General features: G+C 40.5%; 29 protein-coding genes. 1 reads left to right on the top strand and 28 read right to left on the bottom strand.

Going from position 1 to position 26,501, the window contains the following annotated elements:
• Positions 1-119: 119 nt before the first annotated feature.
• From FGM00_RS11225 to FGM00_RS11275, 11 genes are all read right to left on the bottom strand, one after another.
• Positions 120-1,754: a hypothetical protein gene (locus tag FGM00_RS11225; protein ID WP_138852993.1), complete on the bottom strand. Its 1,635-nt coding sequence runs from the start codon at positions 1,752-1,754 to the stop codon at positions 120-122.
• Positions 1,755-2,078: 324 nt separating this feature from the next.
• Positions 2,079-2,639 (bottom strand): hypothetical protein, encoded by a 561-nt coding sequence (locus FGM00_RS11230; RefSeq protein WP_138852994.1) that lies wholly within the window; start codon positions 2,637-2,639, stop codon positions 2,079-2,081.
• A gap of 105 nt (positions 2,640-2,744) precedes the next feature.
• The gene (locus FGM00_RS11235) at positions 2,745-3,125 is read right to left on the bottom strand and encodes a hypothetical protein (protein ID WP_138852995.1); all 381 of its coding nucleotides are present in this window, start codon (positions 3,123-3,125) and stop codon (positions 2,745-2,747) included.
• 18 nt (positions 3,126-3,143) lie between these two features.
• Positions 3,144-3,419 carry a hypothetical protein gene (locus tag FGM00_RS11240; protein ID WP_138852996.1) on the bottom strand — a complete coding sequence of 92 codons (276 nt, stop codon included), beginning with the start codon at positions 3,417-3,419 and terminating at the stop codon, positions 3,144-3,146.
• 152 nt (positions 3,420-3,571) lie between these two features.
• Complete coding sequence (locus FGM00_RS11245; protein WP_138852997.1) at positions 3,572-4,270, bottom strand: hypothetical protein; 699 nt, start codon at positions 4,268-4,270, stop codon at positions 3,572-3,574.
• Between the two features lie 21 nt (positions 4,271-4,291).
• Positions 4,292-4,657 (bottom strand): hypothetical protein, encoded by a 366-nt coding sequence (locus tag FGM00_RS11250; protein WP_138852998.1) that lies wholly within the window; start codon positions 4,655-4,657, stop codon positions 4,292-4,294.
• A 396-nt stretch (positions 4,658-5,053) separates the two neighbouring features.
• Positions 5,054-5,929: a hypothetical protein gene (locus FGM00_RS11255; RefSeq protein WP_138852999.1), complete on the bottom strand. Its 876-nt coding sequence runs from the start codon at positions 5,927-5,929 to the stop codon at positions 5,054-5,056.
• Between the two features lie 95 nt (positions 5,930-6,024).
• Positions 6,025-6,390 carry a hypothetical protein gene (locus FGM00_RS11260; RefSeq protein ID WP_138853000.1) on the bottom strand — a complete coding sequence of 122 codons (366 nt, stop codon included), beginning with the start codon at positions 6,388-6,390 and terminating at the stop codon, positions 6,025-6,027.
• Entirely contained in the window at positions 6,387-7,004 is a 618-nt protein-coding gene (locus FGM00_RS11265) for a hypothetical protein (protein WP_138853001.1), read from the bottom strand. Before FGM00_RS11265 ends, FGM00_RS11260 begins: the two co-directional genes overlap by 4 nt.
• 12 nt (positions 7,005-7,016) lie before the next feature.
• Positions 7,017-7,442 carry a PH domain-containing protein gene (locus tag FGM00_RS11270; protein ID WP_138853002.1) on the bottom strand — a complete coding sequence of 142 codons (426 nt, stop codon included), beginning with the start codon at positions 7,440-7,442 and terminating at the stop codon, positions 7,017-7,019.
• A 36-nt stretch (positions 7,443-7,478) separates the two neighbouring features.
• Positions 7,479-8,102: a hypothetical protein gene (locus FGM00_RS11275; protein ID WP_138853003.1), complete on the bottom strand. Its 624-nt coding sequence runs from the start codon at positions 8,100-8,102 to the stop codon at positions 7,479-7,481.
• 64 nt (positions 8,103-8,166) lie between these two features.
• Between FGM00_RS11275 and FGM00_RS19810 the strand changes: the two genes are divergently transcribed.
• Positions 8,167-8,316, top strand: a complete 150-nt coding sequence (locus FGM00_RS19810) for a hypothetical protein (protein WP_175416215.1) — start codon at positions 8,167-8,169, stop codon at positions 8,314-8,316.
• A gap of 46 nt (positions 8,317-8,362) precedes the next feature.
• Here FGM00_RS19810 and FGM00_RS11280 read toward each other — a convergent pair whose 3' ends face one another.
• The 17 genes from FGM00_RS11280 to FGM00_RS11360 form a co-directional block, all read right to left on the bottom strand.
• Entirely contained in the window at positions 8,363-8,734 is a 372-nt protein-coding gene (locus tag FGM00_RS11280) for an MATE family efflux transporter (protein ID WP_138853004.1), read from the bottom strand.
• A 34-nt stretch (positions 8,735-8,768) separates the two neighbouring features.
• Positions 8,769-9,062, bottom strand: coding sequence for a hypothetical protein (locus FGM00_RS11285; protein ID WP_138853005.1), 294 nt, complete (start codon positions 9,060-9,062; stop codon positions 8,769-8,771).
• Positions 9,063-9,096: 34 nt separating this feature from the next.
• Positions 9,097-10,002 (bottom strand): hypothetical protein, encoded by a 906-nt coding sequence (locus FGM00_RS11290; protein WP_138853006.1) that lies wholly within the window; start codon positions 10,000-10,002, stop codon positions 9,097-9,099.
• Positions 10,003-10,218: 216 nt separating this feature from the next.
• Complete coding sequence (locus tag FGM00_RS11295; protein WP_138853007.1) at positions 10,219-10,803, bottom strand: hypothetical protein; 585 nt, start codon at positions 10,801-10,803, stop codon at positions 10,219-10,221.
• Positions 10,790-11,317: a hypothetical protein gene (locus FGM00_RS11300; protein ID WP_138853008.1), complete on the bottom strand. Its 528-nt coding sequence runs from the start codon at positions 11,315-11,317 to the stop codon at positions 10,790-10,792. Before FGM00_RS11300 ends, FGM00_RS11295 begins: the two co-directional genes overlap by 14 nt.
• 11 nt (positions 11,318-11,328) lie before the next feature.
• Positions 11,329-12,075 carry a hypothetical protein gene (locus FGM00_RS11305; protein ID WP_138853009.1) on the bottom strand — a complete coding sequence of 249 codons (747 nt, stop codon included), beginning with the start codon at positions 12,073-12,075 and terminating at the stop codon, positions 11,329-11,331.
• Positions 12,075-12,668 (bottom strand): hypothetical protein, encoded by a 594-nt coding sequence (locus tag FGM00_RS11310; RefSeq protein ID WP_138853010.1) that lies wholly within the window; start codon positions 12,666-12,668, stop codon positions 12,075-12,077. Before FGM00_RS11310 ends, FGM00_RS11305 begins: the two co-directional genes overlap by 1 nt.
• Positions 12,669-12,735: 67 nt before the next feature.
• A complete protein-coding gene (locus tag FGM00_RS11315; RefSeq protein ID WP_138853011.1) occupies positions 12,736-13,233 on the bottom strand; it encodes a hypothetical protein in 498 nt (165 codons plus the stop codon).
• Positions 13,230-14,069 carry a DUF4138 domain-containing protein gene (locus tag FGM00_RS11320; RefSeq protein WP_138853012.1) on the bottom strand — a complete coding sequence of 280 codons (840 nt, stop codon included), beginning with the start codon at positions 14,067-14,069 and terminating at the stop codon, positions 13,230-13,232. Before FGM00_RS11320 ends, FGM00_RS11315 begins: the two co-directional genes overlap by 4 nt.
• A gap of 14 nt (positions 14,070-14,083) precedes the next feature.
• Positions 14,084-16,432: a TraG family conjugative transposon ATPase gene (locus FGM00_RS11325; RefSeq protein WP_138853013.1), complete on the bottom strand. Its 2,349-nt coding sequence runs from the start codon at positions 16,430-16,432 to the stop codon at positions 14,084-14,086.
• A 5-nt stretch (positions 16,433-16,437) separates the two neighbouring features.
• Complete coding sequence (gene traM / locus FGM00_RS11330) at positions 16,438-17,538, bottom strand: conjugative transposon protein TraM (protein ID WP_138853014.1); 1,101 nt, start codon at positions 17,536-17,538, stop codon at positions 16,438-16,440.
• Positions 17,539-17,541: 3 nt separating this feature from the next.
• Positions 17,542-18,093 (bottom strand): M23 family metallopeptidase, encoded by a 552-nt coding sequence (locus FGM00_RS11335; RefSeq protein ID WP_138853015.1) that lies wholly within the window; start codon positions 18,091-18,093, stop codon positions 17,542-17,544.
• 22 nt (positions 18,094-18,115) lie between these two features.
• Positions 18,116-20,113, bottom strand: a complete 1,998-nt coding sequence (locus tag FGM00_RS11340) for a TraM recognition domain-containing protein (RefSeq protein ID WP_138853016.1) — start codon at positions 20,111-20,113, stop codon at positions 18,116-18,118.
• A 550-nt stretch (positions 20,114-20,663) separates the two neighbouring features.
• Positions 20,664-21,743: an acyltransferase family protein gene (locus FGM00_RS11345; RefSeq protein WP_138853017.1), complete on the bottom strand. Its 1,080-nt coding sequence runs from the start codon at positions 21,741-21,743 to the stop codon at positions 20,664-20,666.
• Between the two features lie 235 nt (positions 21,744-21,978).
• Positions 21,979-22,725: a LytR/AlgR family response regulator transcription factor gene (locus tag FGM00_RS11350; protein WP_138853018.1), complete on the bottom strand. Its 747-nt coding sequence runs from the start codon at positions 22,723-22,725 to the stop codon at positions 21,979-21,981.
• Positions 22,726-22,779: 54 nt separating this feature from the next.
• Positions 22,780-24,969 carry a tetratricopeptide repeat-containing sensor histidine kinase gene (locus tag FGM00_RS11355; RefSeq protein WP_138853019.1) on the bottom strand — a complete coding sequence of 730 codons (2,190 nt, stop codon included), beginning with the start codon at positions 24,967-24,969 and terminating at the stop codon, positions 22,780-22,782.
• A 601-nt stretch (positions 24,970-25,570) separates the two neighbouring features.
• Entirely contained in the window at positions 25,571-26,077 is a 507-nt protein-coding gene (locus FGM00_RS11360; RefSeq protein ID WP_138853020.1) for an RNA polymerase sigma factor, read from the bottom strand.
• Between the last annotated feature and the right edge of the window lie 424 nt (positions 26,078-26,501).

Below are 26,501 nucleotides of genomic sequence, written 5' to 3' on the forward strand. Positions count from 1 at the left end.
CAGTGAAATTACCCCAACCCTACCTTGTCATCAATTAACGTACTGTTGGAGTTATAAAACTAATTTTACGCTTTGGATGTTGACCCGTAAAAACAGGCTAAGCAGTATTTGATTTAACACTAGGGTGTTTGTTGAGCACCCTTACCTCGAGACCGTTTTAAGCCTTCACGTAACGGAGCTATCTGTTCCTTATTCTCTTTATTGCGAATTCTTTCTAGCCCTTTACCTAGCGGACCTATCTCGCTTTTGTAATCATTAGCAGTAGAGGGTGATGTCGGCTTAACATCATTCTGCATCACAACAACCCTAATTTCATTGACGGGTGTCAGAAAACCTTCGAAACTATGTACACTTTGATTTTCACCAAATTTACTATCTAGAATATCATCTCCCGATTGCTTCGGAACGATCTGTTCACCATCGTTTATTTTAGTGGTAGGTTCTTCAAAAAGTCTTTTTCCCAGTTCCTTAGAAGCGAGCTCATATGTCTTGGGATCCGCGCCTAGCTTGTCTAATTGAAGCATTAAATCTTCTGTAGCAATTTCGTCTAGGCGTTTCCACGTCGCTTTTTCAAATTCATTCGCGCTTTCCAGAGTTTGCCCAGATTCCTCAATTTCTAATTCTTCTGTTGAATTTGGGAGAGCCGGAACAAGTTCTATACGATCCATATTCTCCTGTAATTCAGCAGTTAGCCCGGTTAATTTCTCCAACACCCTGTTTACCTCTTCCGCCGGTAATCCCTCTAACAGCGATAAGACCTTCACCAGCTGCAATTCCGTATTTTCTTCTTGTAGTGTCGTTGGTTCATCGATTACCCTAGACAAATATTGCTTTTCGTCGTTAACCAATGCATAGTACAGGTCGAAAAGCATTCGTTGTTGATTATTTGGTAGCTGTATTGCCTCGTCAACGACTTTCGCCACCATCTCATCGGAATTGATGATAGAAATAGCATTGTTATCTTTATGCCCAGTATCATCAATGCTTGCATTGGGTCCGTCTTGGGGATTTGTCGGAGCAGTTGTTTGGGTGTTATTTTCGCCCGTTTCATTTTGTTGTTGTCCGGCACGCTCAATTTCTCCAAGCACTGCATCCGGTACTTGTTGAACATCAGTGTTTTCTAAAACTGATTGATCGCCAAGCACGGGGATTGGGCTTTGCTGAGGGGTCACATCGGTCGAAGCCTGCGGGCCATTTGATCGAGAAGGCTGTTGTCCCAGGTCGGGAAGCGCTGAAATAGGTTCAGATGCATTTAGATTTTCCAGCTTGGCGTCGTTTTGCACCATTTCCCTAAACTGCTTTAATTTGCCGTCGATGTCTTCAATTGGTTGAGCGGATTGGAGCTTATTTTCTTTCTGAAAAGCCGAAGCCGTAGACCTCGTTCCTGCAAGTTCAGCCTGTAACTCCTTAAATCGGGTTTCGAGCGATTTACCCGTAGTTTCTATATTCTTAATAGTTTTGTCTCGATTATTATCGTCAGGCAAGTTATACTGCTTTCGTACTTTTTCCCATCTCTTCTTAATACTAGCGGCCCTTTCCTTTTCAGTTTGAATAAGTCCTTCCCCTGTAGTTCCAATAGTTGGTTTCTCTATAGTTCCAATAGTTGATTTCTTTTGCGTAGCAGTACCAATGCGTTCTCCCATCGCTACCGTCCTATTTTTCAATATCTTGAGAAATGCACTGAAGACTACTTGAAGAATAGCTCTAAAGACGTTTTGCGTATTGCCTACTGGTTTCGGAATTTTCCTTGCCATACCTTTTATTTTTATTATTAATATGTGATTGATATCCTACGGAGCTATTAAGAAGGTGCATCGAAAAAAAATAATTAACGATACGCAATCATCTCCTCTGCATCAGTAAGGTAGCTTAAACTGCCTTTTACCCCCAAAGCAAAAGCTTTAAAATGCATCGGGACCCTTAATACGTTTCGAGTTCAAACTAGTTTAAAGGCGCTTCTACATCTCCCCCAACCATTACAATTATGTTTGTTTCGCTTTTTTATTACAAGAATTCGTCCGTGCTATTGATAAAAAGCGGTTTCTGTCGGGATAAAAAGCTACAGCGGTACATTTGACTTATTTTAAATTAAATTTTGGTCGTCGTAAGTCTTTTTCCCGCACTTTTGCCGGATAAGTAGACTTGGCGTGCTTGGCTTTTATAAGATGAGTATTTCTATCGACCGCGCTTTTTAAGGGTAGCGCGCTATTTTTAGCCTTTGCGCTAGGCTGAGCCTTACTGAAAGCTTTGTAATGCGTAATTTGTGTAATTTTCCCATTCGAGTCAAGCGAGGCGACCGTTCTGATTTTGGGGGCTGGTTGAGACTTCTTTGCCCCTACTTTCGAGGCTTTCGCGGCCGCTTGCCGTTTCTGTAAATTCCTTCGCTTTTGTTTGTTCAGAAGCACGTTACTTCGGTGCTGCTCCTTAACTTGATTTAGGACTGCATTGGCTTTTGCGATTTCTGCCGCCATGTCTTTTGCGGCTGATTTTCCCTCTATTGGTATGGCGCTTTTTTTAGGCTTTTGTGTGATTTTATTAAACAACGAAATCAACCTGCTTCGTAAGTTCCCGATCAATGAAATGGCTGTACCGGGTTTCACCGCTTTGTTAGCCCTTGTAGACTTCACTTTTTCTTTCATTTATTCGATTTTAATCAGTGTAATGCATTTTAAAAGAGGTGAAAAATAATGAACATAAAGCGTCGTGGGAATTCATAGGGACTCTCGGTGATGGTTCAAATTTTATTAAGCCTGTTTAAGCTTGAATTGGCCTCGTTTGGGCTGCAATTCCTTAGATTGGCGTATACCTTTGTTTTCAGCCGCTGCTTGCTTTAATGTTTTAGAACTGTCTGCCGCAACCTTGGTTTGTTGAGGCACTTTGAGGGCCTCCAATTTGTTATCTATTGCATCCAAGCGGTTATTCAAAGCTGTATTATCATTTGAATTTACAGTCGTATTGCCTTGTTTTCTATTTAACTCTTTTTTCGCCGCTTTCGCAAGCTCCTTCTTTTCAGCAATTATTTCCTTCAATTCTTTTAAAATATCATCGAATTTTAGGTCAGAATCGTTCTTCGCTCCTTTTTTGGTTAATTTTCGGAATATTTTCTTTGCAATACTTTTTAGCACTAGCAGGGCCGCAAAAGCTTAAATAATCGCTGGCCCAGCCAGTATGGACGCTAATAAAACGACTTGAATTTGAGTTCCCTTCTTTTTAAGGCTATCCCAAAAACTTGTTTTCTTTTCCTTCTGGGGGGCAGCTTTCTCCTTACCTTCTGTATTCTTGTACTTTTTTAGCTTTTTCCTCATTCGTTTTAAATCCTTTACCTCTGAATTGATTTGAGAATTTGTTACGGGAGATGTTTGTTTCGATGTTCCCTTTTCGGGTTGATTACCCTTTGATTTATTTTTAATTTTTGACATTTACTTAATATTTTAAAGGCAGTTCATTAATAGTTTCAAACCGACGAATAAACAAAAGATGCGGTCGGGTTTCTCGACCTAGCATGGCGACTATCGATTTGGCAAAATAAAATGAAAAAATTAAGGTTTTCCAATGCCTGCTGAGGTTCGCTTCATGCGCGTCCCATCGGTCGTTTGGATTTCTTTTTTTTCATACTAATAGTTAATCCCGTTATTTGATTCGCATTATTTTTACTTATAATTATCTTACTTGTTCTTGCTTTAATTGTTTTTTGAGGGCTTAACAGGGCTCTTAGATATCGGTATTTATTTGAGGGGCCTTTAGAAATCTTATCATCAGCTATATTGGGTACTGGATTAACCGAGTTTGAGTTCAACTCCTGTTCCGCCGGTTCAGCATGTAATTGCTTGTGGGCTTCTTTTCTCTCTAATTCTTTCGAGATAAATTTCAGTTCATCGATAATCATACTTTTCTGCTTTGAGTCTATCGTATTCCTATCCATTATCCTATTTAAAGTGCTCGCAAGTGATTTAATACTTAGATAAACAAATGCAGCCGCAGGACCGAAGAGAACGAGTCCTAACAGAGCTATTTGAGTTTCGCGAATACTACTCTTTAATCTATTCCATGAACTGCGGGTCTTTATGACTTCTTGCGGCACATCCCTCTGGAATGTCATCTCCTCGTCATCTCCCCCCTTTTTATCATGGCGCTCCAAATTTTCTTGGTTTTGGTTGCCTGCGATATTGGTTGCCAAAGGTGCCTCCGGCACCGTCCTATTTTCAAGTTGTGGCATTGTACTCATGCGCTTTTCCTTTGGACCTACTCTATTCTCAATTCTCTGTTTCATAATGTTTTTATTATAATGTATTTAAAGTAGTGGATTCTCCCCTAAACTAGCTTGTTGCAAAAATTCTTTTTGCCGTTGTACCAATCGCCTTTGCTGCATCTGGTTGTTGAGGATCAATTTTTTACTGATGTCGACCACTTCTATATGCGATACCTTTTTAGATATCGTCTTCTTATGATGCTTAAGATGTTCGCTTTTGCGGCGATTATAACTGATCCTTAATGTAGCGACCACGGGCCGCGAATCGGAATTGGGTCTTAGTTTGTCTTCGAACACCGTATCATCCGAGCCAAAATGTACCCTATCTTTCTGAAGCGACACTGCCGTGCCCTTGCGTCTGTTGAGTAACTTTTTACAACTTAACCGAAACAGCCATTCTAAATTCATAACAAGGACTCTGATAAAACTTGCGCCAGTAATATGCCTCCGACCTCTTATTTTCCGGTTACCGCCTTGTCTCATCCTTGCCAAATTTTAAAATTTTTACTTATCGGTATTATGCCTTACAATTAATTTTATCGCAATTTCATATGATTATCATTCGCTGCCGGACGAATAATTTCTTCCAAAGCAGACTAAAATTTGCGATACAAAGCATTGCTCCTACCATGTTCATCCAGAGCTCGGGCGATAATCTCCTTTTCCTCTAAAGTAGCCTTCGGCCAAAAACGGCCTCTACAATACCGTTCTTGAGCCCTGGCCGCAAGCTTTTTCGGTCATATCGGGTTAAAATCAAAATACCCTTATGACCAATGACCGAAGCCTTAGGTACGAGACCACGACCTATCTGCCCGGTGATCGGCGTTGTGTCTTTGCTTTTGTATCAGCCTTTGCCGCGTTCGTATTCGGTGATGACCTTTGAGCCGACGGTCCCGGCTGCATGGCATTTAAAGCCGACCGCTGCCTAGCTGTTGCCCTGTCGATACTGGTAAACTCACCTATTTTTACATCAATAAGGGCTTCGATATGCGATACATGTGCCGCGGCTTTCCCATTTAAATTCTTGAATTCGTTTTCATGTATCGGGCTGCTCGTTTTCCCCGGTGCGGGAGATTCCATGCGATTGCGGCACAGTTTGTATTTTTCGGTCAGTTCGTTCAACTCCAATAATTGATTTTGTAAAAATGGCCCTGTCGGCGAAGCTTGCCCAGGGGCTAGACTTCTGTTCGGCTCTTGAGGCTTAAAGGCAGCCAGAAACCCTAATTGGCGTTCTACTTTCGTGGCAACCGAAAATTCATTACGTTCATGCTGGCGTACCGCTGGAACCGTATTCGCCAAGCCCGCTTCTTGATTACGAGTCTCCTTAATTTGCAAAGACCGACTTGAAGGGATGAACTCGTTTTCAATTTGTTGCACACTTACCGCGGTAGGTACCCTTTCCTCTAAACCGTTTATCGCAGCGATCACGCTGGGTAGACCGGCCTTTATTTCCTTATCCTTGCTCATGTCGGTGACATCGCTTTTGAGATATGTCGCAATACGCTCGAACTTCTCGATAACCGCGCTTAAGGCTATGTTTCCTTCCAAAAGTTCTCCCTCCGAAAAAATCGACATACCCAGTGGCGTTGGGAGTTCATCTGTATAATCGGTGGCCTCCCTGCTATTTGACGGTATGTTAGGGATTGCCGTGTTGTCGTCTATTCCGCTATTTTCGTTCATTGTTGTAATTTAAATGGTTACTGCTCTTTCGTGTGCCTAGTCTATTAATTCGTTATTTTAAATCGGTTCCGTAAACGTTCAAGGATGCCGGAGCCTTACTGTTCCGCTTTTTCCGGAAGGTTGCCCATAGGGGTAATTCCCTTCGCTTCGTTTAGCAGGTTTTCATACCAATTCTTCATATCTTCCTTGACCCGCGCCCAGGTTTTAAAGTTTCTAGTGCGCGCATTTTTTACCAGTTGTTTGCCGTCTTTGGTTACACTGGTGCCCAATAGTCTAAACAAAAATTTGGCAGCCGACAATAATCCCGAGGTCTTCTTTTTGTTACCATCTTTATGTGGCGCCTTGGGCTTTTCTTTTTCAAACGTTAATGACTTGATGAAAATCAAGATGACTACGCGAAAAAAAAGTCGTGTTTTGTTCGCCCAACGCAGCCATTGAGCTCTTAGTGCTGTTTTATTCATAGCGACATTTTGTATTTTTTTCCTGTTTTGGGGGAACTCGCAACAGTTCTTGATAGATCATGCGGATCCGGAATATCCAAAACTTGATAGCGCGGAGCTTTGGTGGCCGGTATGCGCATTACTTTAACGGTATGGATAGGCTCCGTTCTGGTATGCCTCATTTGAGGACATACTTTCTTCCAACCCTGCTTGGAAAAGGCGATTTCGGTGGCGCTGCTATCTTCGGTAGCTCGATAAGTGGCCGTACCTTCCGAAAACCAGACTACACGTTTACTACTTTCTGCCATACGCATCGCCTCTTTATGATTGTTGTTGCAGGAAAGATCGATTACTTCACCGCCGACAAGAAGTTGCTGTTGAATTAACCCTACTTCTTTCGCTGTCGGGCTTAGCGCAAGCAAAACGGTCTCGCATTGCCCTGCCCGTTTTTTCCCGTGCCGAACCAAATAAATGGTATCGTCGAAATTTACGGCGGTGGGATCGGTCAAATGCTGGTAGCCCTTACTCTTCATACATTGTACGATTTCCTGCTCGACCTCATCCAACCTACCATGGGAGAAAACGATGGTTCTGGCCGGTAATTCCCGATGTGGCGGTTCTGTTGGTTTTTCCATTTTATTTTTGGTTTACTGTTTAAAATCTACCTCGCGTACACCTTTGATGTCCCTTCGGGCGTCAATGGCCAACCGTAACTTTTCTTTAATTTCCCTACCATCTTTGATTCCGCGAATCAAGAGTACGGGATTGGAATGATCGGTGCTATCGAGCCAGATATTGGATAGCCCCACTTGTCGCAACCAAAAAGGTTGTAAATGCCGAATATCCTTTACCCTGTAGAGTTCTATCTCATTGGTACTTTTCGATATAATGCCCTTATGCTCGATAATGCGTTGATCTGTAATCTCTAGCGCATTTTTTTTGGTATAATAATACCGCCATAACCCCATTATAAGACCAAGGCCAGCTACTACTGTTAAGGGTATGCACAAAAGGTAAAACCCGAAATTGGTCCATTGCGAAGGGGAGCCTTGCCATATAATAGTTTCTTTCATAATTTCATGTTACTCATGTAGACTTCTCGTGTGTTGCTACTCGTCGATTCCCTCGGAAGTACTTACATCGTAATTTTCGATCAGCAGCCCGTGCGGATTCAAATCGGTTCGTGCCACGTTGTGCAGATCAAAATAGGCCGTAAAGCGATCGGTACGCCTACCTTGCTGGTCGGTTCTACTTACCTTTAATTTACCGTATACCGCGGCCTTGTACGGTTTGCTATTCGCATCGACCGAAACCGAATCGATCTGTAAATTTTGTATGAGGTTTTGGGTCTTGATCTTAGTGTAATGCCCTTTCGCTTTTAGGGTCAAGTATAATTGTTTTCCGGATTCGCCTGTTAGGTTCATCGCGATGTTCATATTCCTATCGACCAAAAATTGGTCGATGTTCCAGAATAATCTATGAAATGTATAAATATGGCTTTTAATTTCAGGCAACCTGTAATCATCTACCTCTGAAGAAGTTAGCCCTTTGGCCAATGCCATTTGACCGTGATCGGTCAGGATGTATGCGGTTTCCGCAAAATTTTTGGTCACATAGAATGCCCAGGAAAGACTCCCCAAGACAAGTAGGGTGGTCGTGATAAAACACATGATTATCGCTTTTTTCGCCAAGGCGAAACTTGTAGGAATGTCCTTTAATGAGTTTAAATTCATCTCGATTTGTTTTTAAATGTATACCGGTGAATGTCTAAAAAAAGGGGTTATCAAAAGGGCCCCTATGCTTGAATACCTTGTTTCGGAACGCTTTGCCCTGTTGGCTAAAGCGTTACGCCTGAAAACCTTTAAAAAGGTAGTTGCAGCGATATACGTGCCACCTATCTTAAAGTATAAAAAGGTTTCGTTTACCCCCAACCAATCAAGGCGGTAGGTAAGAAAGGGGCAGCTTTTGAGACCGCCCCTTACACCTACACTTTTTATGGGGTAGAAAGAAATGATGCTACTGTGGCCGCGATACCAAATACCGCCAAACCGATTATAAATCGAATAAGGTTCTTTTGAGCCTGTTCGTTACCCTGCATATATTGTACGAAGACCAGAAAGCCCCCGACGACACCATAAATACCGACTAAAATATTTAATATGCTTGTGACTGCAGTTTGCCATTCAGTAACTTTAGTTTCAATATCAGCTTGGGTCTTCGGGGTGTTACCGGCATAAAGTACTACGCTGGCGCATACTAATAACCCCAATGTTAAGAACACTTTGCGCCTTTTATCTCGCGATAGCTGTTTGTTGCCATCTTTGTTGTTGCCTTGCTTTTTAAGTTTTCCTTTTTTTTGCTTCATTGTTCTAGTTTTAAATATTGATATTTATTTGTAGTTATTCTTCGTGAGTTCGTTTGTTCGTTAAACTTGCAATCGTGGTATTAAAACGAATACATTTTGTTCCCAGGTTATAGTTTACGAATTGCAATAATTCGCCTTTGCCGGGAAATTTCTTGGTGATATAGAAATAGGTGCAGCCAATGGCCACGAAACATAGACATGCCCATAAATTGTTGAGAATCGTGAATAAGGCACCCATGCCACAACCGATGCCGACCCCTATTTTCGCCAAATCGAAACCCATGACCTCGGGCGATCTTTCCAATACTTTTGGTACTTTGTATTCCATGATGATATTGTTTAAATTATTAGTTTAAATTTTATTATTTTTTACCCCTTTTCATCATACTCCCTGCCGCCCCGGACACGGTGCTCATGACCGTACCACCCACCTGAGAGCCCATTTCGCTGCCTTTACTGACCAAAAGATTCGCAAATTTGGGCACTTGAAGGATTGTAAAAATCATAACTACTTGTAAGGCGATTGAAAACATACCGTTCTCATAGGACTCTCCCTGCACCTTTAGGCTTATTAAGATGGTCTTAAGAATTTTCAACACCGGTTCCCACATCATGATGGCAATAAAACCGAAATACCAATTGCGGGCCACATCCTGATTCCCCACGATCAATGCAAAAGGCAACACCAATATTCCGACCACATAGTAAATACCGATCAGGATAATCTGCCGGGCCATGATATAAAAACCAACCACGGTCGCGACAAGAAATATTATCAGGTGTACAAGCTCCAAAAAAGGATTAATAGCAAGAATATCGAACACCCCTTTCCCTGGTTTCGATGAAGAACCGTCGTCGACATACTGCATGGTATCTTCAAATGCATTCTTATACCAATCCGCATAGGTGTCCGTTACATCCTTTAGATCACCCGTGGGGTTATGGTCGCTTTCCAACGCAGTTTGAGAACTAGTTTCTACCATTGCATCGATGATATCAATGGGCTGTTTTACAAGAAGGTTCACCAAAGGAGAATAAAGCGAAATGATGCACATTACCATAATCGGTCTAATGAGTATAAAAGGATCCAGACGTGTTTCGATATCAGAAAAGTATAGTAGTGCTTTGTACCCGATATATAGTATCATCAAAACAGCTGCAAATTGTAGCGAGTAGGTCCGCAGTGCATCCACAAATTCATAACCGTTACCGCTACCGGTGCCCACCCCGAAAACCCTACCCAAAAGATTATCAAATAATTGCTGCATAATTTTGTTTTTAGTATTGTTATTTTAATTTTATACACGATAACATTTCAGGCATTGCCCATACGTATTAGTTTTTGAGATCAGCTGCCATTTTTTAAAAGAAGCTTACCTTATGTCTATTTTCTTGAGTCAATTAGGCAATTCTACCTTTGCGAACATAACTTCAACTTTTTTGATGTAAAGCACATAGATACCGCCCACGGGTCTACCCACCTCTTAGTTAAACACCCCGAAAATCTTCGTAAATACGGTAAGGTTGTCTGCTTGGTACTTCAATTCTAAAAGGCTTGATTTTAAATGTCTTTGTCTTAAAAAAATTTTTAAAAAGGCTGTATAATTATAACCATTACCGCCACTCACAGCTGCACCAATGAAAGCTGTACCAATGTCTTTATTAATAGCATCAAAGGCCTTTTTCTCTTTCTCCAAATCGCTCATTAGACTTCGTAGCCCGTAGGGTTTAAAAACACGGTAACTCTGAACCAAGGTGATTTGGTCTTCTATTTTTTTTATCAAATTTTTTGCTCTAGTAACCTCTAGACCGACGTTGGTAAAAATCCCACCCGAGCTCCAATTGCTGGTTAACGAAGCCTTTGTATTTTCCTCTTCGAGCACTTCTGCAAAGTTTTCTAAATTGCCGCGCACGCCTTCGAAAGGCCAGAGAATTGTCTTGGACTCGGCCTTGATAAGGAGACCTACGGCCGTGGTTATACTCGTCAACTTTTTATCATTAACTTGGGCCATAATGTTACACTGAAGCAGCAACATTCCACCCAATACTATCATTTTAATATGTCTCATCTTCCAATACAATTTGTATACAACTTTCCAAAGCGCTTAAACTCAGTAATATTCTATTGCCCTCTGTAATGTATAATGGTTCTTTTTTTTGGCCTCTAATCTCTCCCATATAATCCCGAATCCGATCTTTCTCATAGTCGATCTTTCTTCGCATACGCAATTGAATGGCCGCGTTCGCTATAGGATTGCTACCGTTGAAGCCAACTAGGGGGTATTTATAAGCGATAAAAAGTTTACAATTTCTTTCTAAGAAATCAAGCAGCAGGTCTTTTTGATAATAATGCCAAAATCGGGGTGTCTTATTGTCTTTCCTTGTTTTGATAGACGAGCCGATGGCATTTACCATGGCCGCTTCCAAAAATCGGTATCTGGTCATCGTTTTTTCATAATCGGCCACTTTTTCGTAGTTACCTTTGGATGCCCTATCGTGCATCATTAGTTGTGCATAATTGGGCGTGCATACAAAAAATATCGACCATATAATCAAGCTGTGCAATACTACGGTTATCTTCATGTTGGTATGTTTTAATTTAATAGGATTCGAATTAGCCTATTGCTCTCTACTTCGTTTGACAATTCTTGTATTTCGTTGGAACTTTTACGCAGTGTCAATTGCAAATTTTGGTGGTAATTCATACGTTCCCCGGTCTTGGTAAATGCTTTTACATTGATATTATTCCATCCGATCGATTTTATATTGAAACTACCCCAGTCCCTTTTCTCTATATCGCCATAGTCGTCTAAAAACATACCCTTTAGGCCGTCCGATTCCATCGTATCTTCACTGTTTAGATTGTTGATATTGTGGGCTTTATTTATCGTTGATTGCTGATGGGGCTTCGTTGGATCAAGGTTAGATACAAATGAGGTTAAGCTACTCAGGGCATTCACCGAATTACTAATGTTACCCAGCCTTTTCCGAATTTGATCAATTTTTCTCTGAATTCTTTTTTTCCGGAAACTATAAAAGACCGTGGTAGCGTTGTTTCTAGTTTCTAAATCGTCTAAAGCGGTGTACACGTTCCTTAGATTATCTTTTATCTCAACAAGAATAACTTCAGAATAGAGATAATAATATTGCCTTTTCTTGTAGGCATCACCGAACACCTCAACCTTTTTGGTAAGCATTGATTCAAACGCATACCTGCCTGCTGCAATACCTGTAGTTACCGTGGATGCAGCACTTGATTTAATGTCTGTCAATTGCGCCATAATATTTTTGACCATTAGGCAGCATACAATACTTAAAGAAAGTCGTGATGTTATTTTCATTATAGTAAAATTTCAAGTTGGGTTAATAACTCTGCCGGGCTGGTATCGTTTTCAAGAACTATATATCCTATCGCGCATAGGAATAAAATTTTTCTTACATTTTTCTCGTCCTTTGAATAGGTACGCAGTATTTCTCTTCGAATTCGATATATTTTCTGTCTGTCGGATGCCTTAACGTTTTCGTTAGATAGAAACGTAAGAAATGCTAGATCGGTGGCCGTATTATATGACGAACCGGAGATGTAGTCTTTCTTGGATTGTGGCATATAGGGCAAATTCTTAAATTTGTCAAGGAACTTTGGTACGCCGATCGCCATAACTGATTTAAGACCTGCTTTTGCAATAAAGTCTGCTTTTAAATCGTAATTATTTGGGCCGTACTGTTTTTCTAAATCATTTTCTAAATCATTACTAGCGTCCTTAAGGTCTTTTTTCATCGCCTTGGTTATTAATGTTCTGAGCATTAACTGGGCCGCCTGCTTTCCCAATATTCTTCTATTTTTCTCGTCTTTTGTTGAAATGGTTTGGGCAGATGAACCCATACCCCAGCACAGGGCGAAGCACATTATGATAATTTTTCTAAGATGTTTCATCGATTTTATTAATTAAGCAAGCCTATATTCTAATTCGATATCTTGATACACGCATCCCATTTCGCTCCTAGTTTTTAAAATTGTGGAAAATGTCGCGCCTGTTGGCCAATATCTGCATCGCATCCAGTTCTAAAAGTATTCGGTTTATCATCGACACGTATTTTTGATAAATCTGTTCCTGAACACCGCTGTTCATTTTATTGGAGTTGTTTGCCGCACTCATTAAAAAGTCATAAATAACGGCTTCACTCTCTTCCAGAAAAGCTTTTTTTCTCTTACAGTTCGCAATTTTAATCGGGTTAAGGAAGTACTTACATATGCCACCGTATTCATTCCAATCTATAAGTTGTGGAGGCCGCTCCAAATTGATTAATGAAAGCCTTTCCATCATTGCAGCAGGAAGGGCTTTATTAAATTCATCATTGGTTTTTGCAACTTCTTCCTCAAGGAGAGTATACACTTTTACTGTTAAATCGGTGACGAGTTTCTTAGGAACGTCATAATAACTCTGACCAATTACCATTGTAGAGATCGATAGCAGCAAAACAGTTACGTATTTTTTCATTTGTAAACGACTTTAGGGGTGAGCAATTTTTTTCTAGGGATTACGATTCGCGCCGATCGGCCGCCATTGGCCTCCAAAACGTCGATAAACAAGCGTTCGTTCTTATTCGGGGTAAACTTCTTAAAGATCATGACCATGGTCTTCGTATTGTAGCCCTTAATCTTCCCAATCTGGTCGATTACTTTTACAGGAACGATTACACGCTCTTGGTACACGTAATCGGTACTGATCTTCTCCCGAAGCTTAAGACGGGAGACCACTTGATCTACATCGATATCGATACCGGAATCATTACGCAATTCCAATCGCAATGCCAGGTAATCTTTGCGGTAGAAAATTCCGTTTACGGTTATCCCGAAATCCTCATTTTTGTTTTTGATCAGGACATTCGGGGCCAAAAACTCCAATTCCTTGGCAAATCGGTTTATTTCCCATTCCAATTCCTCTTTCCTTTCCCGACGTTCGGTCATTTCCCTTATCTGTTGGTCTGTATCGGTAATGGCAAATGATAGCGTCTTGACATCTCTATTGTAGCGTATGGGTATCGAATAATAGCTGCCGTTCTTGGTAATGATGGTCAAGTTCGACTCCACACTGATCGGGTTAAAAACATCTTCTCCCGTATGCCTTACCTTAATAATGGCCTTTAAGGTATCGGCCACAAAATAGGGCGACCCTACGTCTAAATACGAGATATCGTCCTCAAAGAGCAGGTGGGTCGTTTTAATATCGGACACCAGAATGGTCTTGGAGGCTTCTATTGCACTCATCGTTACCTGCGAAAAACTTGAAAAACCAAGCGCCATCATCGTCAGGCATAGTAGTTTATGTATCATATTTTCAACCTTTTTTAATTATTACTTTCTACGAACTGGTTCAAAGCGAGTTCCATATTCTCGGTTTCGTTGTACACCTCATAAATCGTCTTGTTCTCATCGGCGTTTGAGGAATAGCAAGCATACCGCTGTGGGGAGACCGTAACTTTATAAACGTTTGAAATACTGCCCACCTTAATATACACCTCCCGTTTGTCGGTAGAGAATAGCTTTTCTAGATCACTTTCACTAAAGGAAAGGTATTTGGCGAATTTATCTTTCGAGGCCATTTTTTTCTTGTGCGACAATAGTATCATGGTATCCGTATTATTGATCATTGCAGGGCCGGCCGCAGTATCCAATATATCCTCTACATCCTGAGTGGCGATGGCGACCTCGCCATAAAATTTTCGAACCGTCTTGTAGAGGTATTTAATAAATTCGGCCATTTCGCCCTTGCTGATCGGTTTCCAGCACTCGTCGATGAATATCGATTTTTTAACACTGGGTACCTGTCTAATTTTGCTCATGACCACATCTATACACAACATGGTGACCAAAGGAAACAGGACGGGATGATCCTTGATGTTATCCATTTCGAAAACGATAAACCGCTCGGCAACGAGATCGATGGGGTTTCTTGAATTTAAAATTTCTGCATATTTGCCGTCGTGAAAATCACGGATAGAAAGTTGAAAGCTCATTTTATCGAAATAAACATCTTCTTTCTCCAGCACCGTATTGGCACACACGAACTCATAAAATGTTGACATACATGCAAAAACCGCTGTGTTTTTTTGCAAAAACTCATAGTATGCATCTATGTACATCGCTAAAATTTGTTTTTCCTCCCTTCGGTAGCTATCATCGCCTTTCCATAGAAATATGATCAAAGAGATGATGAAAACTTTCTTGTCTACCGTAATTTCTTCACCGCCCGTGTAGAAGGGGTTGAATTGTAGCGGCTCCCCGACATCATAGGTAAAGTATTGCCCGTTACAGAGCTGGCATAGTTTTTTGTACGAATTCCCGATATCGATCATGACGATATGATGGCCTTGCTCGAAATACTGGCTGGCGATATGATTGATCAGAAATGACTTCCCGGTACCGGACGGCCCGAATATCAGGCGATTGCGATTTACGATAAGGCCCCGCTTTACAGGTTCGTCCCATAGATCCAAACGCAGTGGCGCGCCGTTTTTACGATCACAGAACAATATGCCACTTTTATTGCCCTCGTAATAGCTTTCAAAATTCATAAGCACGGGGGCTTGTTCGGAAACACCTATAAATTTGAAGGAATCCTGTAAAAATAGTGCCGCCCCGGGGCAATTGTTCAGATAAGCATTCTCGATGGCGTATTTTATCTGATAGGGCGTCATACCCAACTCCCGAAAAGAGTTTTTGATTTCCGTCCTATTTTTATCCAAGCCCTCTTGGCTCTCGTTCCAAATGATAACGCTATAGTGCTGTTTTACGAATTTCAACTCCTTCTCCAGTACAGTTTGTATCAGGTCGTTTATCTGATCGTAAATCAATTTATTTTCCTTGGAGATGACGGCCAAACTTTTAAACTTGTTCATCTTGGAAGTAAGGTGGGAGTATAACTTTTCCGACTTTTCGATATAGATGACCTGGTTGTAGATATGGTTGCAATCAAGGCCGACACTTATAGGTTGTATAAAAGGAATCTGAAAGTCGGTCTTTGGGGTAGAGAAATCACCGTTTCGAATACTAGAGTCTATCTTAATGGGAAGCTGCAGATTCGAGGAAATCGAATAAATTTCAGCGTGCTTGTTGCCCACTTGCAGTTTCTTGTCCATAAAGACATCTTTTAAAAAGGTATCTCCGTCTTTACTCAAGGAAAAATACTTGTCTAAAAGCAAGACCAAGGCATCATCCTTCAGCCGTTCTGCCGAGAAATAATTTTCCTTCGTTAAAAACGACATGCTGGCGACCACTAACTTTTGGAACTCTCCGGTTTCCTGAATAAACGTCTTATACAATTGCGGTTTCGAGGTAAACGAAATCGTATTTTTAGAATCTTTCGTCAATACCAGATAGCATTCGTGGCTCAGGGTGGGCTTTTCAAAGAAAAACTGGTTGTCGCTTCTGGTTAAAATGCTTTCTGCATCAGCCAGTGCGCCGGTTACCTTATCGATAAAAAAATAATCTTGTTTCTGAATGATGGTTCCTTCTGGAAAGGATCGGATGAATTTGTCAAAAATAGCGTTGATATCATTGATAGAGTCTACATCCATTGAATAAATTTGGGGCAGCTCTAATTTGTACACCACACTTATGTCGCCCTTTTTAGAGATTAAAAGATTATTCTCGATTGCGTAAATGGGCAGTACTTCCTCCAGTTTTTTACTTTTCATAAGCCTTATTTTACGTTCACATTAATCCATAGGTGATACTTTCGGGGCATAAACACCCGCTTTTTATCCAAAACTTCCTGGGTTACCTCGTTAACGGTTGCCAACAAACCCAGCTGTTTGGCCTCATCTAGGTCTATACCGGTATTTTGACCCCCGAACGTACTGTTCTGCGTACCCCGTTGCTTTACATAATCGACCACTTCTTTCGCTACCTTCGAGGGTATTTTCGGCCAGCTGTTGTTTCCCAAATGAATACCGGGCCGCCCGTCAAAATCGTAGATTTCGAGACTGATGGGATACAGCTCCGCACCTATCTTGTAGCTCTCGATATCTATTGTTAATCGGTCAAGACCACCAAAACCGGCTTTCCCATAAATAATGGCACCCTTGGGAATGATGATTGCGGGTTCGCTTAAGCGCATAGCTTCTTTGGTCAATATGGCGACGGTGCTGCCTATGGTTAAAATTCCCTGATCCACAGTTTCCCCAGGAATCAATAATGTTCCCCGTGTTTGAGACAATTCGCCTGTAGCCCCTTGAAAGAAGGTGTCGCGTTCATCGTTCTGCTTTCTGAGCTCGGCCAAGGTGGGTTTTTTGTCCGGTAGGTCGGTCGAATCCAGTTCGGTCGTCGGATAGGGTGCAGGCTGTCTCGCCGTTTCGTACCCACCGCTCGGATACGAGCTACCATTCGCAGCATTGCTTTCTGCCATAAGTTCTTCTTGCATACGAATCATTTCTAAAAACTCCTGCTCCATTTGCTGCTGTTCCAATTGCTCGCTTGAAAATCCTGCTGCACTATCGATGGTGGAGGTCTCCCGTCTTTTGAACGGATTGAAATCGGTCAGGAACCCATCTTCATTTTCCACGTTTTCAACCTCGTCAACAAGCGATCCTCCACTATCTCTAATCTTCATACTTTCGTCGTTGTATCCTTTTAACTTCGAAATACTATCGAATTTTGTTTCATCGACTTCGGGAGTAGTGACGGAGAATTCGCCATCAACTTCTTCACTCTCGGTATAGAATATGCTCGTCATCAAAAACACGATCAAACTCATAAATACCACAAATACGGCTATTACTATCGTTTTTTTCTTTTTATCCATTTTCTATCTGCTTAGTACGCTATTGTGCGTGATAACGCTCTTTCGCTGCTGTATTAGTTGTTCCCAAAATAACAATGGGTTTACCTTGGTATTCAACCTCCAAATCTCAAAATGCAGGTGCGGGCCCGTCACTTGGCCCGTTTCACCTACGGTACCAATGGTTTGCCCCCTTTCGGTTATAGCACCCTCATCGATAAGCATTAGCTCGAGATGCCCGTAAAGTGTTTTGGTTCCGTTTATATGTTGAATTACAATATGGTTGCCGTACCCTTTTTCGTAAGAAGCCTTGATTACCAAGCCCTTGGCGGCAGCATAGACCGAACTTCCGCTATTGGCGACCAAATCTATCCCATGGTGTTTTTTTGGTATATGGTGCAAAGGATGGATACGATTGCCATAAGATGACGACAAGCGTTTAAAGTCTTTTTTGGCCAACGGAAAGTAACTCGGCTGCCCTTGATCGATAAAGTCCGATCCCGCCAAAAGATATTGCCCCACCAAACCTTGCATACCCATAAAAAATACACAGAACACTACGATGCCATATTTGCCCATACTACGTTTATTAATACTCTGGTTAAACTTGGTCTTCCTTTGTTTCCAAACTGAAAAAATCCGCTTTGGCGTCCTCTAAATCCGATGCACTCTCCGCTGCCTTGTTTTCTTCTTCATATATGGCGTTTAGCTCATAGGTGACAAGGATATCGATCTCATCGACAATGCGTTTAAAATTCCCTTCGACCAAATCATCTAAAGACTCCTCCGGAATGATGGTGGGCATTGGTTTTACAATCTGATCTACCCGCTTATCAACCTTAATTTTCCCCCTAAAAATCTTACGGTTTATCTCCTCGCCGAAATTATCGGCAACTACACCTACGAATTCTCCTTGCGACAGTTGCGATATGGTCGAGACCGGTATCACGAATTCTAAACTCTCATTGATGGTGTAGGAGGTACTACCCGTGTCTACAGAGACATTTTTAAGCTTTTGTTTCTTCTTGCCAAAAATCTCTTGGAGTTTGGTAGCCGTTCCGCTACGTACAGACCCACTAAATATATTACCCACAATGTTGAAAATAGTTTCAGCGATCTTATCCCCATAGTCGCGCTTCAACTGCTCCAGGTCTTGCATGCCAATTGTAGTAGAAATCTTGTTGGACCTAGCAGTCGCAATAAGATTGTCCAAGCCCATGAAGTACATTGTGGGTAGCTCATCAATTATAACAGAACAAGGTTGTTTTCCTTGTTTGTTGATTTCTTTGAGTAGTTGCGTTGCAACAAGACCAAGAGCCGGGGAATTCGTAGTTTGGGTCGTAGGCGAATTGGCCAAGATAAAAATGGTCGGCGCCTCGGGATTATTAATATCCAACGAAACGTTCATCTCGGGATAGACATTATTCCCCATGACCCAGAACAACTCTTTTGTCGCCAACTGTGAAAGCGGAATTCGCGCCGATGCGGTCTGCCCTGCCAATTGCTCATAAGCCTCCTTTGCCAAGGCATCGGCGAAGGGCGTCATAAAAAACTTGAGTTCCGGATAGTTTACGAATATCTTAAAAACCTGTTCATCAGGGCAGGAAGCCAAAGCAATGGCATGTGGCAAGGTGCAATACTTACCCTCTTCGTATATTTTCAAAAAATAGATACAACAGGCGAAATAGGATATTGCCGATTGTGCGAAAAAATCTTTTTTGGTAATCCACTCCTTATTTAAATTGTACAAAACGGTTTGTGAGGCCTCGATGGCGTCGGCCGCTTTGCGAATAAGTGTAGGATTGATAGGGTTTACAAAATTCGACTCCGACAAATCGTCTAAAGAAATCACGGTAAATTTCGGTTCGATGTTGTAGAGCGCTTTATAATAATTGAAGAAGGCGTGTGTTTCCTTGGCCAATGACGGATACTTGAAGTCATAGACCATCATGGTAAATTGCTTTTGAATGTGCTGTCTAATGTATTCCTCGATTACGGAGTAGGATTTTCCCGAGCCAGGTGTACCCAGTACCATGGTCGCCCGAAACGGGTTTACCACGTTTACCGTGCCCTTATCCGTTTTAAAATTTACAGAATACGGATTTTCCTGTACGGAATTGCCTTGTTTGAACTCTTGATTTTTTTCGTTGAATTCATCTTTACTACCAAAGTATCTGAAATGTCTTCTCAACCTGATGTAAGATGCCATAAATCCGGTAAACGATATAAAAGTGATACCGAAATAAAGGTACAACTGACCAATAAGCAGTGGAGATATGATAAAGATGAGAGAAAACAATGCGACAAATAAGACGTATTTGTTTTGCTTGTTGTCTTCCTCAGGCTTTTTCTTGACTTTGAAACCTAAACTTATAAATGAAACTACCAGTAAAATAATCACTCTCATGAGTACGGGATTTTCATCAAATGGCACCACCTTAACTATTTTCAAAAGCACGGTGGTCACCTGTCGAATTTCAATCCCCTTTTGAAACAAGAAGGTATAGTAGTTCACATACATTTCGCCCAGGATAAAGAGGAAACAGGTTACAAAAACCATAATGAACAGTACATCTATTGATAATTTCTCGTCTTTCATTCGCTAACGCTAATTCTGGTATTATTGAGTTCAAATAAACATCTCTTGTCAGTCTTGCAAACTTTAAATTCAAATGGGATGGTTACTGAACTTGTCTCAAATATATCCTAAAGAAGAGGCGAAAGAAGCTGTTTTGTAATAAGTGGGAGATTAGGGGTAAAACTGTACTATTCCTTTTAAAATGAAGGTTGCAGATAGGGGAATTCTAGTCTTTGTGAGGAGCACGCCCAGAAAAAGTGACTATAAACCTTAGCTAAATTCTTATTAAAAAAGTCACTTCGACAGTCTATGACCGCTATACATATCTATAAAAGCACAATGCCCTCCGGAGCTTTTCTTTCAAATTTAGATAGAAAACCGACTGAGGTAAGGCTACACGCTTTTCGACCGCCAAATGCCGTACCGAAAATAAAGCAGTCGATTTCGTAGGAAATCGTACCCATGGGCCGCCTCTAATTTGGAAACTTGTTTGCTTTAGGTAACGGCAAAAAGTATATCTGAAATCTTCAACGGAACGATAGACTAGCCAAAACAATGTGGAAAGCATATGCTATTTCAAGAAAAGAAACCGCTGCACTATCTTACCCCTATGCGCAGCTAGCGGTCGTTCGATCAAGTAAAACGACGCAATGGAAATTGCCATAACTAGAAATAGTGGTAAAAACATGGTAGTGGCACTGATGACCTGTTCACCTATCTGTCTGTAGGTAACACCAAAATAGTAGAAAACAGGATAGTGGTAGAGGTAGATGCCGTAGCTGATCTTACCTATGAAACCAATTGCCCTATTGCCGAACAAAATGTGTAGCGAACCATTTCTATTTTCCTGCAATAACACTATCAAAAAGATACATGCGGAACACAATGAAAATAGGAATAGCTGTATAAAAGGCGCCACTACATTACTAACGAAACTAAGGTACGGTACGAATGCCCCAACACAAAGTGTTAGTATAGTTAAAGGCACCAACCACAAGATAACCTTCCCGTATTCCCATTTGGCTAGCTTTTGTTCGTTAAATGCCAAAAAACAACCGATACCTAAAGAAAGAATGCGAAATTGTGTTGCATGATACACTATATCGTACAATGCGTTTTCTTCAACAGCCAAATAGGCACACCAACAGGATATTAAAACGGTACCCAAAACGACCGGGACCACCATTTTCTTTAATATCGGCAATTGAAATAAATACATGATGAACGGCCACAGGATGTAGAAATGCTCTTCGACCGACAGCGACCAAGTTTGAAGTAAGGGATGGTCTGAATGCTCGTACATGAAATAGTAGTTGGCACCATATAGCGCCAAATATTCCATACCCTCCCACGAAAAAAGAAAACCACAAATGAGTATACTCAGATAGTAAATTGGAAATATACGAATGGCCCGTTTCAGATAAAAGACACAGAATGAGAATGTCTTTTCCTTTTTTTCCTTAATTAATATGCGCGTAATCAAGAAACCACTTAAAACAAAGAAAATGTCTACGCTCAGGTAACCAATTCTAAAAATACCGACCAGATGATACAAGTCATTCGCCCAACCCGTATCAGCTAGTCTAGGGAAATGGGAAATTACGATTGCTAATGCCGCAAAACCCCTAAGACCATCTAGTACTTTTATCATTGTCGGCGAAATCGATTTTACGTGAGCGCTGCTGTGTAAGCGAGGCTAAAATAGCAAGTGTCACCAAGGTAAACTTGCACATTTTCATAAGTGGTAGAAAGCCAATTTTAACGGTATCAAATACGCATAAGTGAGAAAAATGCGAGTGGCGCATTAGCAGGTATAGAGAATCACTTCAGATTTTTGGAAAAAAGTGCGCCTTATCATGATAAGGAAAGTATATCGCCTTTTCCGGTTATTTCAACTTTAAAAAGCGATAAAGCGAATTTACCTTTCGTTTAGAGATAGGCAAATATTTTTGGGATTTCATTCGCAGATAGTTCCCATCTTTTTTATGAATGTTTACCGCGAAATTCATATTTACCAAGAGCGAATGATGAATACGAAAAAAATGGTTATTGGTAAGAAGTTTTTCATATTCCCCGATGTTCTTGCTTGCCATTTTTGTCGTTTTATCCTCAAGATGAAAAATAGTATAACGCCCGTCTGATTCTAGGTATAGTACCTGGTCTACAGGAACGATTTGAACTTCATTCGTAGATGGTATAGCAATCTGCTTTAAAGGCGTACTATTGTCTAAAAAGTCATTTTCCTGAGACGCTAGATTGCTCAGTTCAATATTTCGTTTCGCTTTCTTGACAGCTAATACCAAGCTTTCAGGTTTGAGCGGCTTCAACAAATAATCGGTAACCAAGTGTTTGAATGCCTCAACGGCATACTCTGTATGAGAGCTAATGATGATGATTTCAATTTCGTGCAAGTAAGCCAATTTCTCTAAAACCCTAAAAGAATTCTTTCCCTCGAGGTTCATATCGAGAAAAATGATGTCGGGACGCATTTTTTTTAAAACCAACTTAGCCTCGTTAACGTTGCGTGCTTCCCCGATAAGGTTAATTTCTTCGCATAAACTCTTAAGATGATACTTTAAAAGATCGCTATGGTCTTTTTCGTCCTCAATAATTATGGCACTAAATTCTTTCACGGAGTTAGGGGAATTGATCTGGAAATACTACTTAGTAAAGATAAGATTAAATTATCAAAACAAGGCTAAAACGGTAGTACCCTTTCCGGTTTTGCTCTTCACCCGTATTTCCCCATCGTGCGAATTGATCAATTCTTTGCACAGTATTAAACCAAAACCAGAACCAGTTTCATTTTGGGTTCCAGGTCGAGAGTCTATCGAAGTAATTTCGAAAAGGCTCTTTTTACGACTTTCACTTATTCCTACCCCACTATCATCTACCTTAAAAAGAACGTGGGCACCGACCTTTTTAGCCCCAATGGTAACCAAGCCATTTCGGGGGGTGAATTTGATGGCATTGTTGACCAAATTCGAAAGTACGGAGCCCGCAATGTCCTTATCCAATTCGCCGACCAATTCCGGAGGGCATAAGTTCACTAGATCAATGCCTTTGTTACTCGCCAGTTCTTGAAATAGTTGTACGGTATCGTCGATCAAATCATAGACACCTAGTTTTTCTTTCTTTACCCTTACCCCTCCCTTCTGTGTTATCGCCCACGATAGCAAGTTTTGCGTAAGTTGGTAATTTTTATGTGCGGCCCGGTGAAGACTAGAAAGGTAGGTTTTGATACTGGTCCGATTTAATTTTTCAAAATCCTCTACTAAAATATCGGCGTACCCCAACATGACATTGTAGGGGGCCCTTAAATCATGGGCGATAATCGAGAAAAATCGTTCCAAGGAACTATTAGCTTCATTTAATTTGAGATTCAGCTCTTGCTCTACCTTTAAAGCATCGGCTATACTTGATTGTTGTTCAGTAATGACTTTGTTTTGCTCGCTAAGCTTATTATTCGCTTTTTTGATATTGTACAAGGAAATTGCTACTAAAGATGCAATAATGAGAAGGGCGACCAAGAGGTACCCTAGAGAATTTCTTGACGCCCTTGATTCTGAAATCAACAATTCCTGAATGGCATTTTCCTTGGTGAGTAGCTCATTTTCCTTTTCTTTTCTTTCTACTTCGTATTGTTGGGTCAACTCCATTACCTTGGCAGTAGATATGGTTTTGTTCAAACTGTCGTTCAAAACATTACTTTTTTTAAGATTTTCAAAAGCCAATTTATATTCCCCTTTGCCCTGAAGTGCCTCACCGATAAGACGATGGTATTCCAATTGATACGCCAAAGGCTTTGTATCACCACGTTTTTGAGACTCTTTTGCATAATACATCATGTTATCATAGTCCTTTATTTTCTCATAAGTGTTCGCCATCAGCATGTATATGGCATCGGTATTGCCCAAATTTCCCCGAAGGTCATACGCCAAGGCCAGTTTATACGATTCTATAGAACTCTCGTAATCGCCCAATTCGGCACTCGCTACGCCTAGATTTCTATGTATGGTAGCAATAGTATTGGATCCAAGGTGTTGTTTTTTAGCCAACCTAAGCGCTTTTTTGTTGTAAAAGCGTACACTGTCGAATTTTTGTACCTGCCAATATAGCAATCCTAAGTTTGCATAAACTTGAGACAAGCTCGACTCAGCCTCTCTACCGTTCTTTTCATTATCCTTTATACACTTACGCAATATCGTAATACCCTTTTCGTATTGTCTTGAAACCGTGTAAATTCGTGCCAATTGGCTGTTCGCTTTGATCAGTCCTTTATTGTCCCCCTGTTCTTCATATAGCTTTAATGCTTTTAAATTATAATTGCTCGATTCTATCAGATTATTTGTAATTGTATAAATTTCAGAATAGAGTTGATAGCTGTCGGCCAAAATGGCTTGGTAGTTATTTTTTTTCGACAAGGAGGTCACTTCGCTCAAATAGTCCAATGCCTCTTCATAGTTTTTTTCATGTGCTTCTACTGCCGCTAAACGAAGTAGCAGGGCTGCCTGAGCCTTTGGAGCAGCAATCGCTTTACTCGTTTCTAAGCCCTTTAATAAATCTGTTTTTATAGCTATAGGATACTTTTTATTGCTCTCATAAAATTTTGTTGCCTCAAGTAAGGTCTCAATAAAAAATAAATCTTGGTTTTCCAATTTTGCCGCCATCCTAACTGCACTGGTATAATATAGCGCCACGGAATCACGAGAAATCTTGCCAATTTTATTTTTTGCTCTAGAAATAATAAATTTTACACTTACCGTGTCATTCTCCTGTAAAGTGTCGATATGCTGGACAGGCTCCGAAGACTTCTCAAACTGTGGATAAATCAACTGGCTCAAGAGAACGAAAGACAAAAAGATAAATTTATTCATGTGTACGTATTTAATTAAATTGGGTTCAAACTTTCTACCTTTGCTTTCGCACGAGTATGCTGTGCTTTAAAAAATAAATGACATCTTACTAACAGTGTCGACAACCGTTTTGAAAATTATAACATTGCAAATTCCTTTATACAACATACGCAACAAAGCACCTTTTGGCCTCTTATTTGTTCATTATTCGTCGTAAGAACAAAAAACATAGCTGTCATACCCACTTTGCACTTCGCAACTGTACCCCAGATCAGTATTAAACAGACCTAAGACCACTTTAATAAAAATTAGCGTAACGTCTATACGAAGCCGTCATGAATAATTTTTTACCTAATTTACATTTCAAATAGAATTGAAGCGTTAACCCCAAAACCAGTTGCAATCTGGCAGCACAAATGCTATTCCAGCGTTCGAACAATGACACGTTCGAACAAGAAAAATTATTTTTTTGGTATGTAATTACACTCTCGAATCGGCGGTTCGCGACTGGCAAAAAGGTTTGAATGGCAATGTCATACGATATGGGGCATATCAAGACATTCTTATTAATTGTATATTTTAAAAATGAAAATTTTATCTAAAAAAATTACGTAAAAAATGGTTATCCCGTAGCTTGTCCTGAAAAGTTTGGGTCGTACAGATGAAAATCTTTTTTCAACGCTTTCAAAGCAATGGTTATGTGGTTTTCAACTGTTTTTGGGGTAATGTCCATTATTTTGGCAATCTCATTGACCTTAAGATTTCGCAAGCGTCGTAATCGAAAAACCTCCCTACGACGTTCCGGAATCGCCGCGATCGACTTGGTTATCAAATCTTCGAGAAGAAAATCGTTTCGTAATGAATCCTCCCCCGTATTGTGATCTGCTATATCAACAGTTTTCCTTCTTTTCTTTAATTCATTGTACGTAGCATATTTTATCGCCTTGTATAAAAAACCCGATTTATTCTTTATTTTTTCATCTACTTCTCCATATTTTGAAAACATATAAAGAAACGTTTCTTGTACAATATCTTCCGACATCTCTTTATCTTTACATATAAAGTAAGAATGTTGTTTTAATGACTCATACTGGTTCAAGAATAGGTCACAAATATTTTCATTTTTCATATCAAATAGTCTTCAAATTCAGATAATTCCCGTCGTACATCATAAAAAAGAACAGCCCAGTTATTCGCCTTTAACCTAATCGCACAGGTAGCGCCGCTATGATATAGCCGATGTGTTGCAAGAGATTTTAAATTCGTTACAAACTTTCAATATGTTTGCGATATATACCTGGGCGAATATTCACAAAATGACGATATCATCTTCTATAAATATAACCGTAAGTAATCGCTAAGCTTACCGTTTAGTAACAAGTGGTGGGAAGGAAAGTTAGGTGGTGAAATATCACAATAAGTGGAATTAATGAATGGGTCCCAGCATATTCCCTTTGTTCGGATTCGAAAAATAATGTACAAACTGAAACTTCTGCAACATGCAAAAATAGAAGAAGAGTAAGGATTTTGCACTGGTAAATAAACTTTAATCC

The organism is Aggregatimonas sangjinii (genome assembly GCF_005943945.1).
Lineage (GTDB): Bacteria > Bacteroidota > Bacteroidia > Flavobacteriales > Flavobacteriaceae > Pelagihabitans > Pelagihabitans sangjinii.

Coding starts and splice junctions, on each gene's coding strand:
- FGM00_RS11315 (WP_138853011.1), bottom strand. CDS start 13,233: ATGAAAAAATACGTAACTGTTTTGCTGCTATCGATCTCTACAATGGTA.
- FGM00_RS11345 (WP_138853017.1), bottom strand. CDS start 21,743: ATGATAAAAGTACTAGATGGTCTTAGGGGTTTTGCGGCATTAGCAATC.
- FGM00_RS11255 (WP_138852999.1), bottom strand. CDS start 5,929: ATGAACGAAAATAGCGGAATAGACGACAACACGGCAATCCCTAACATA.
- FGM00_RS11250 (WP_138852998.1), bottom strand. CDS start 4,657: ATGAATTTAGAATGGCTGTTTCGGTTAAGTTGTAAAAAGTTACTCAAC.
- FGM00_RS11320 (WP_138853012.1), bottom strand. CDS start 14,069: ATGATACATAAACTACTATGCCTGACGATGATGGCGCTTGGTTTTTCA.
- FGM00_RS11295 (WP_138853007.1), bottom strand. CDS start 10,803: ATGAGACATATTAAAATGATAGTATTGGGTGGAATGTTGCTGCTTCAG.
- FGM00_RS11340 (WP_138853016.1), bottom strand. CDS start 20,113: ATGAAAGACGAGAAATTATCAATAGATGTACTGTTCATTATGGTTTTT.
- traM (WP_138853014.1), bottom strand. CDS start 17,538: ATGGATAAAAAGAAAAAAACGATAGTAATAGCCGTATTTGTGGTATTT.
- FGM00_RS11270 (WP_138853002.1), bottom strand. CDS start 7,442: ATGAAAGAAACTATTATATGGCAAGGCTCCCCTTCGCAATGGACCAAT.
- FGM00_RS11245 (WP_138852997.1), bottom strand. CDS start 4,270: ATGAAACAGAGAATTGAGAATAGAGTAGGTCCAAAGGAAAAGCGCATG.
- FGM00_RS11305 (WP_138853009.1), bottom strand. CDS start 12,075: ATGAAAATAACATCACGACTTTCTTTAAGTATTGTATGCTGCCTAATG.
- FGM00_RS11280 (WP_138853004.1), bottom strand. CDS start 8,734: ATGAAGCAAAAAAAAGGAAAACTTAAAAAGCAAGGCAACAACAAAGAT.
- FGM00_RS19810 (WP_175416215.1), top strand. CDS start 8,167: ATGCTTGAATACCTTGTTTCGGAACGCTTTGCCCTGTTGGCTAAAGCG.
- FGM00_RS11360 (WP_138853020.1), bottom strand. CDS start 26,077: ATGAAAAATGAAAATATTTGTGACCTATTCTTGAACCAGTATGAGTCA.
- FGM00_RS11325 (WP_138853013.1), bottom strand. CDS start 16,432: ATGAAAAGTAAAAAACTGGAGGAAGTACTGCCCATTTACGCAATCGAG.
- FGM00_RS11335 (WP_138853015.1), bottom strand. CDS start 18,093: ATGGGCAAATATGGCATCGTAGTGTTCTGTGTATTTTTTATGGGTATG.
- FGM00_RS11230 (WP_138852994.1), bottom strand. CDS start 2,639: ATGAAAGAAAAAGTGAAGTCTACAAGGGCTAACAAAGCGGTGAAACCC.
- FGM00_RS11285 (WP_138853005.1), bottom strand. CDS start 9,062: ATGGAATACAAAGTACCAAAAGTATTGGAAAGATCGCCCGAGGTCATG.
- FGM00_RS11310 (WP_138853010.1), bottom strand. CDS start 12,668: ATGAAACATCTTAGAAAAATTATCATAATGTGCTTCGCCCTGTGCTGG.
- FGM00_RS11265 (WP_138853001.1), bottom strand. CDS start 7,004: ATGGAAAAACCAACAGAACCGCCACATCGGGAATTACCGGCCAGAACC.
- FGM00_RS11260 (WP_138853000.1), bottom strand. CDS start 6,390: ATGAATAAAACAGCACTAAGAGCTCAATGGCTGCGTTGGGCGAACAAA.
- FGM00_RS11240 (WP_138852996.1), bottom strand. CDS start 3,419: ATGTCAAAAATTAAAAATAAATCAAAGGGTAATCAACCCGAAAAGGGA.
- FGM00_RS11300 (WP_138853008.1), bottom strand. CDS start 11,317: ATGAAGATAACCGTAGTATTGCACAGCTTGATTATATGGTCGATATTT.
- FGM00_RS11290 (WP_138853006.1), bottom strand. CDS start 10,002: ATGCAGCAATTATTTGATAATCTTTTGGGTAGGGTTTTCGGGGTGGGC.
- FGM00_RS11355 (WP_138853019.1), bottom strand. CDS start 24,969: ATGAATAAATTTATCTTTTTGTCTTTCGTTCTCTTGAGCCAGTTGATT.
- FGM00_RS11275 (WP_138853003.1), bottom strand. CDS start 8,102: ATGAATTTAAACTCATTAAAGGACATTCCTACAAGTTTCGCCTTGGCG.
- FGM00_RS11225 (WP_138852993.1), bottom strand. CDS start 1,754: ATGGCAAGGAAAATTCCGAAACCAGTAGGCAATACGCAAAACGTCTTT.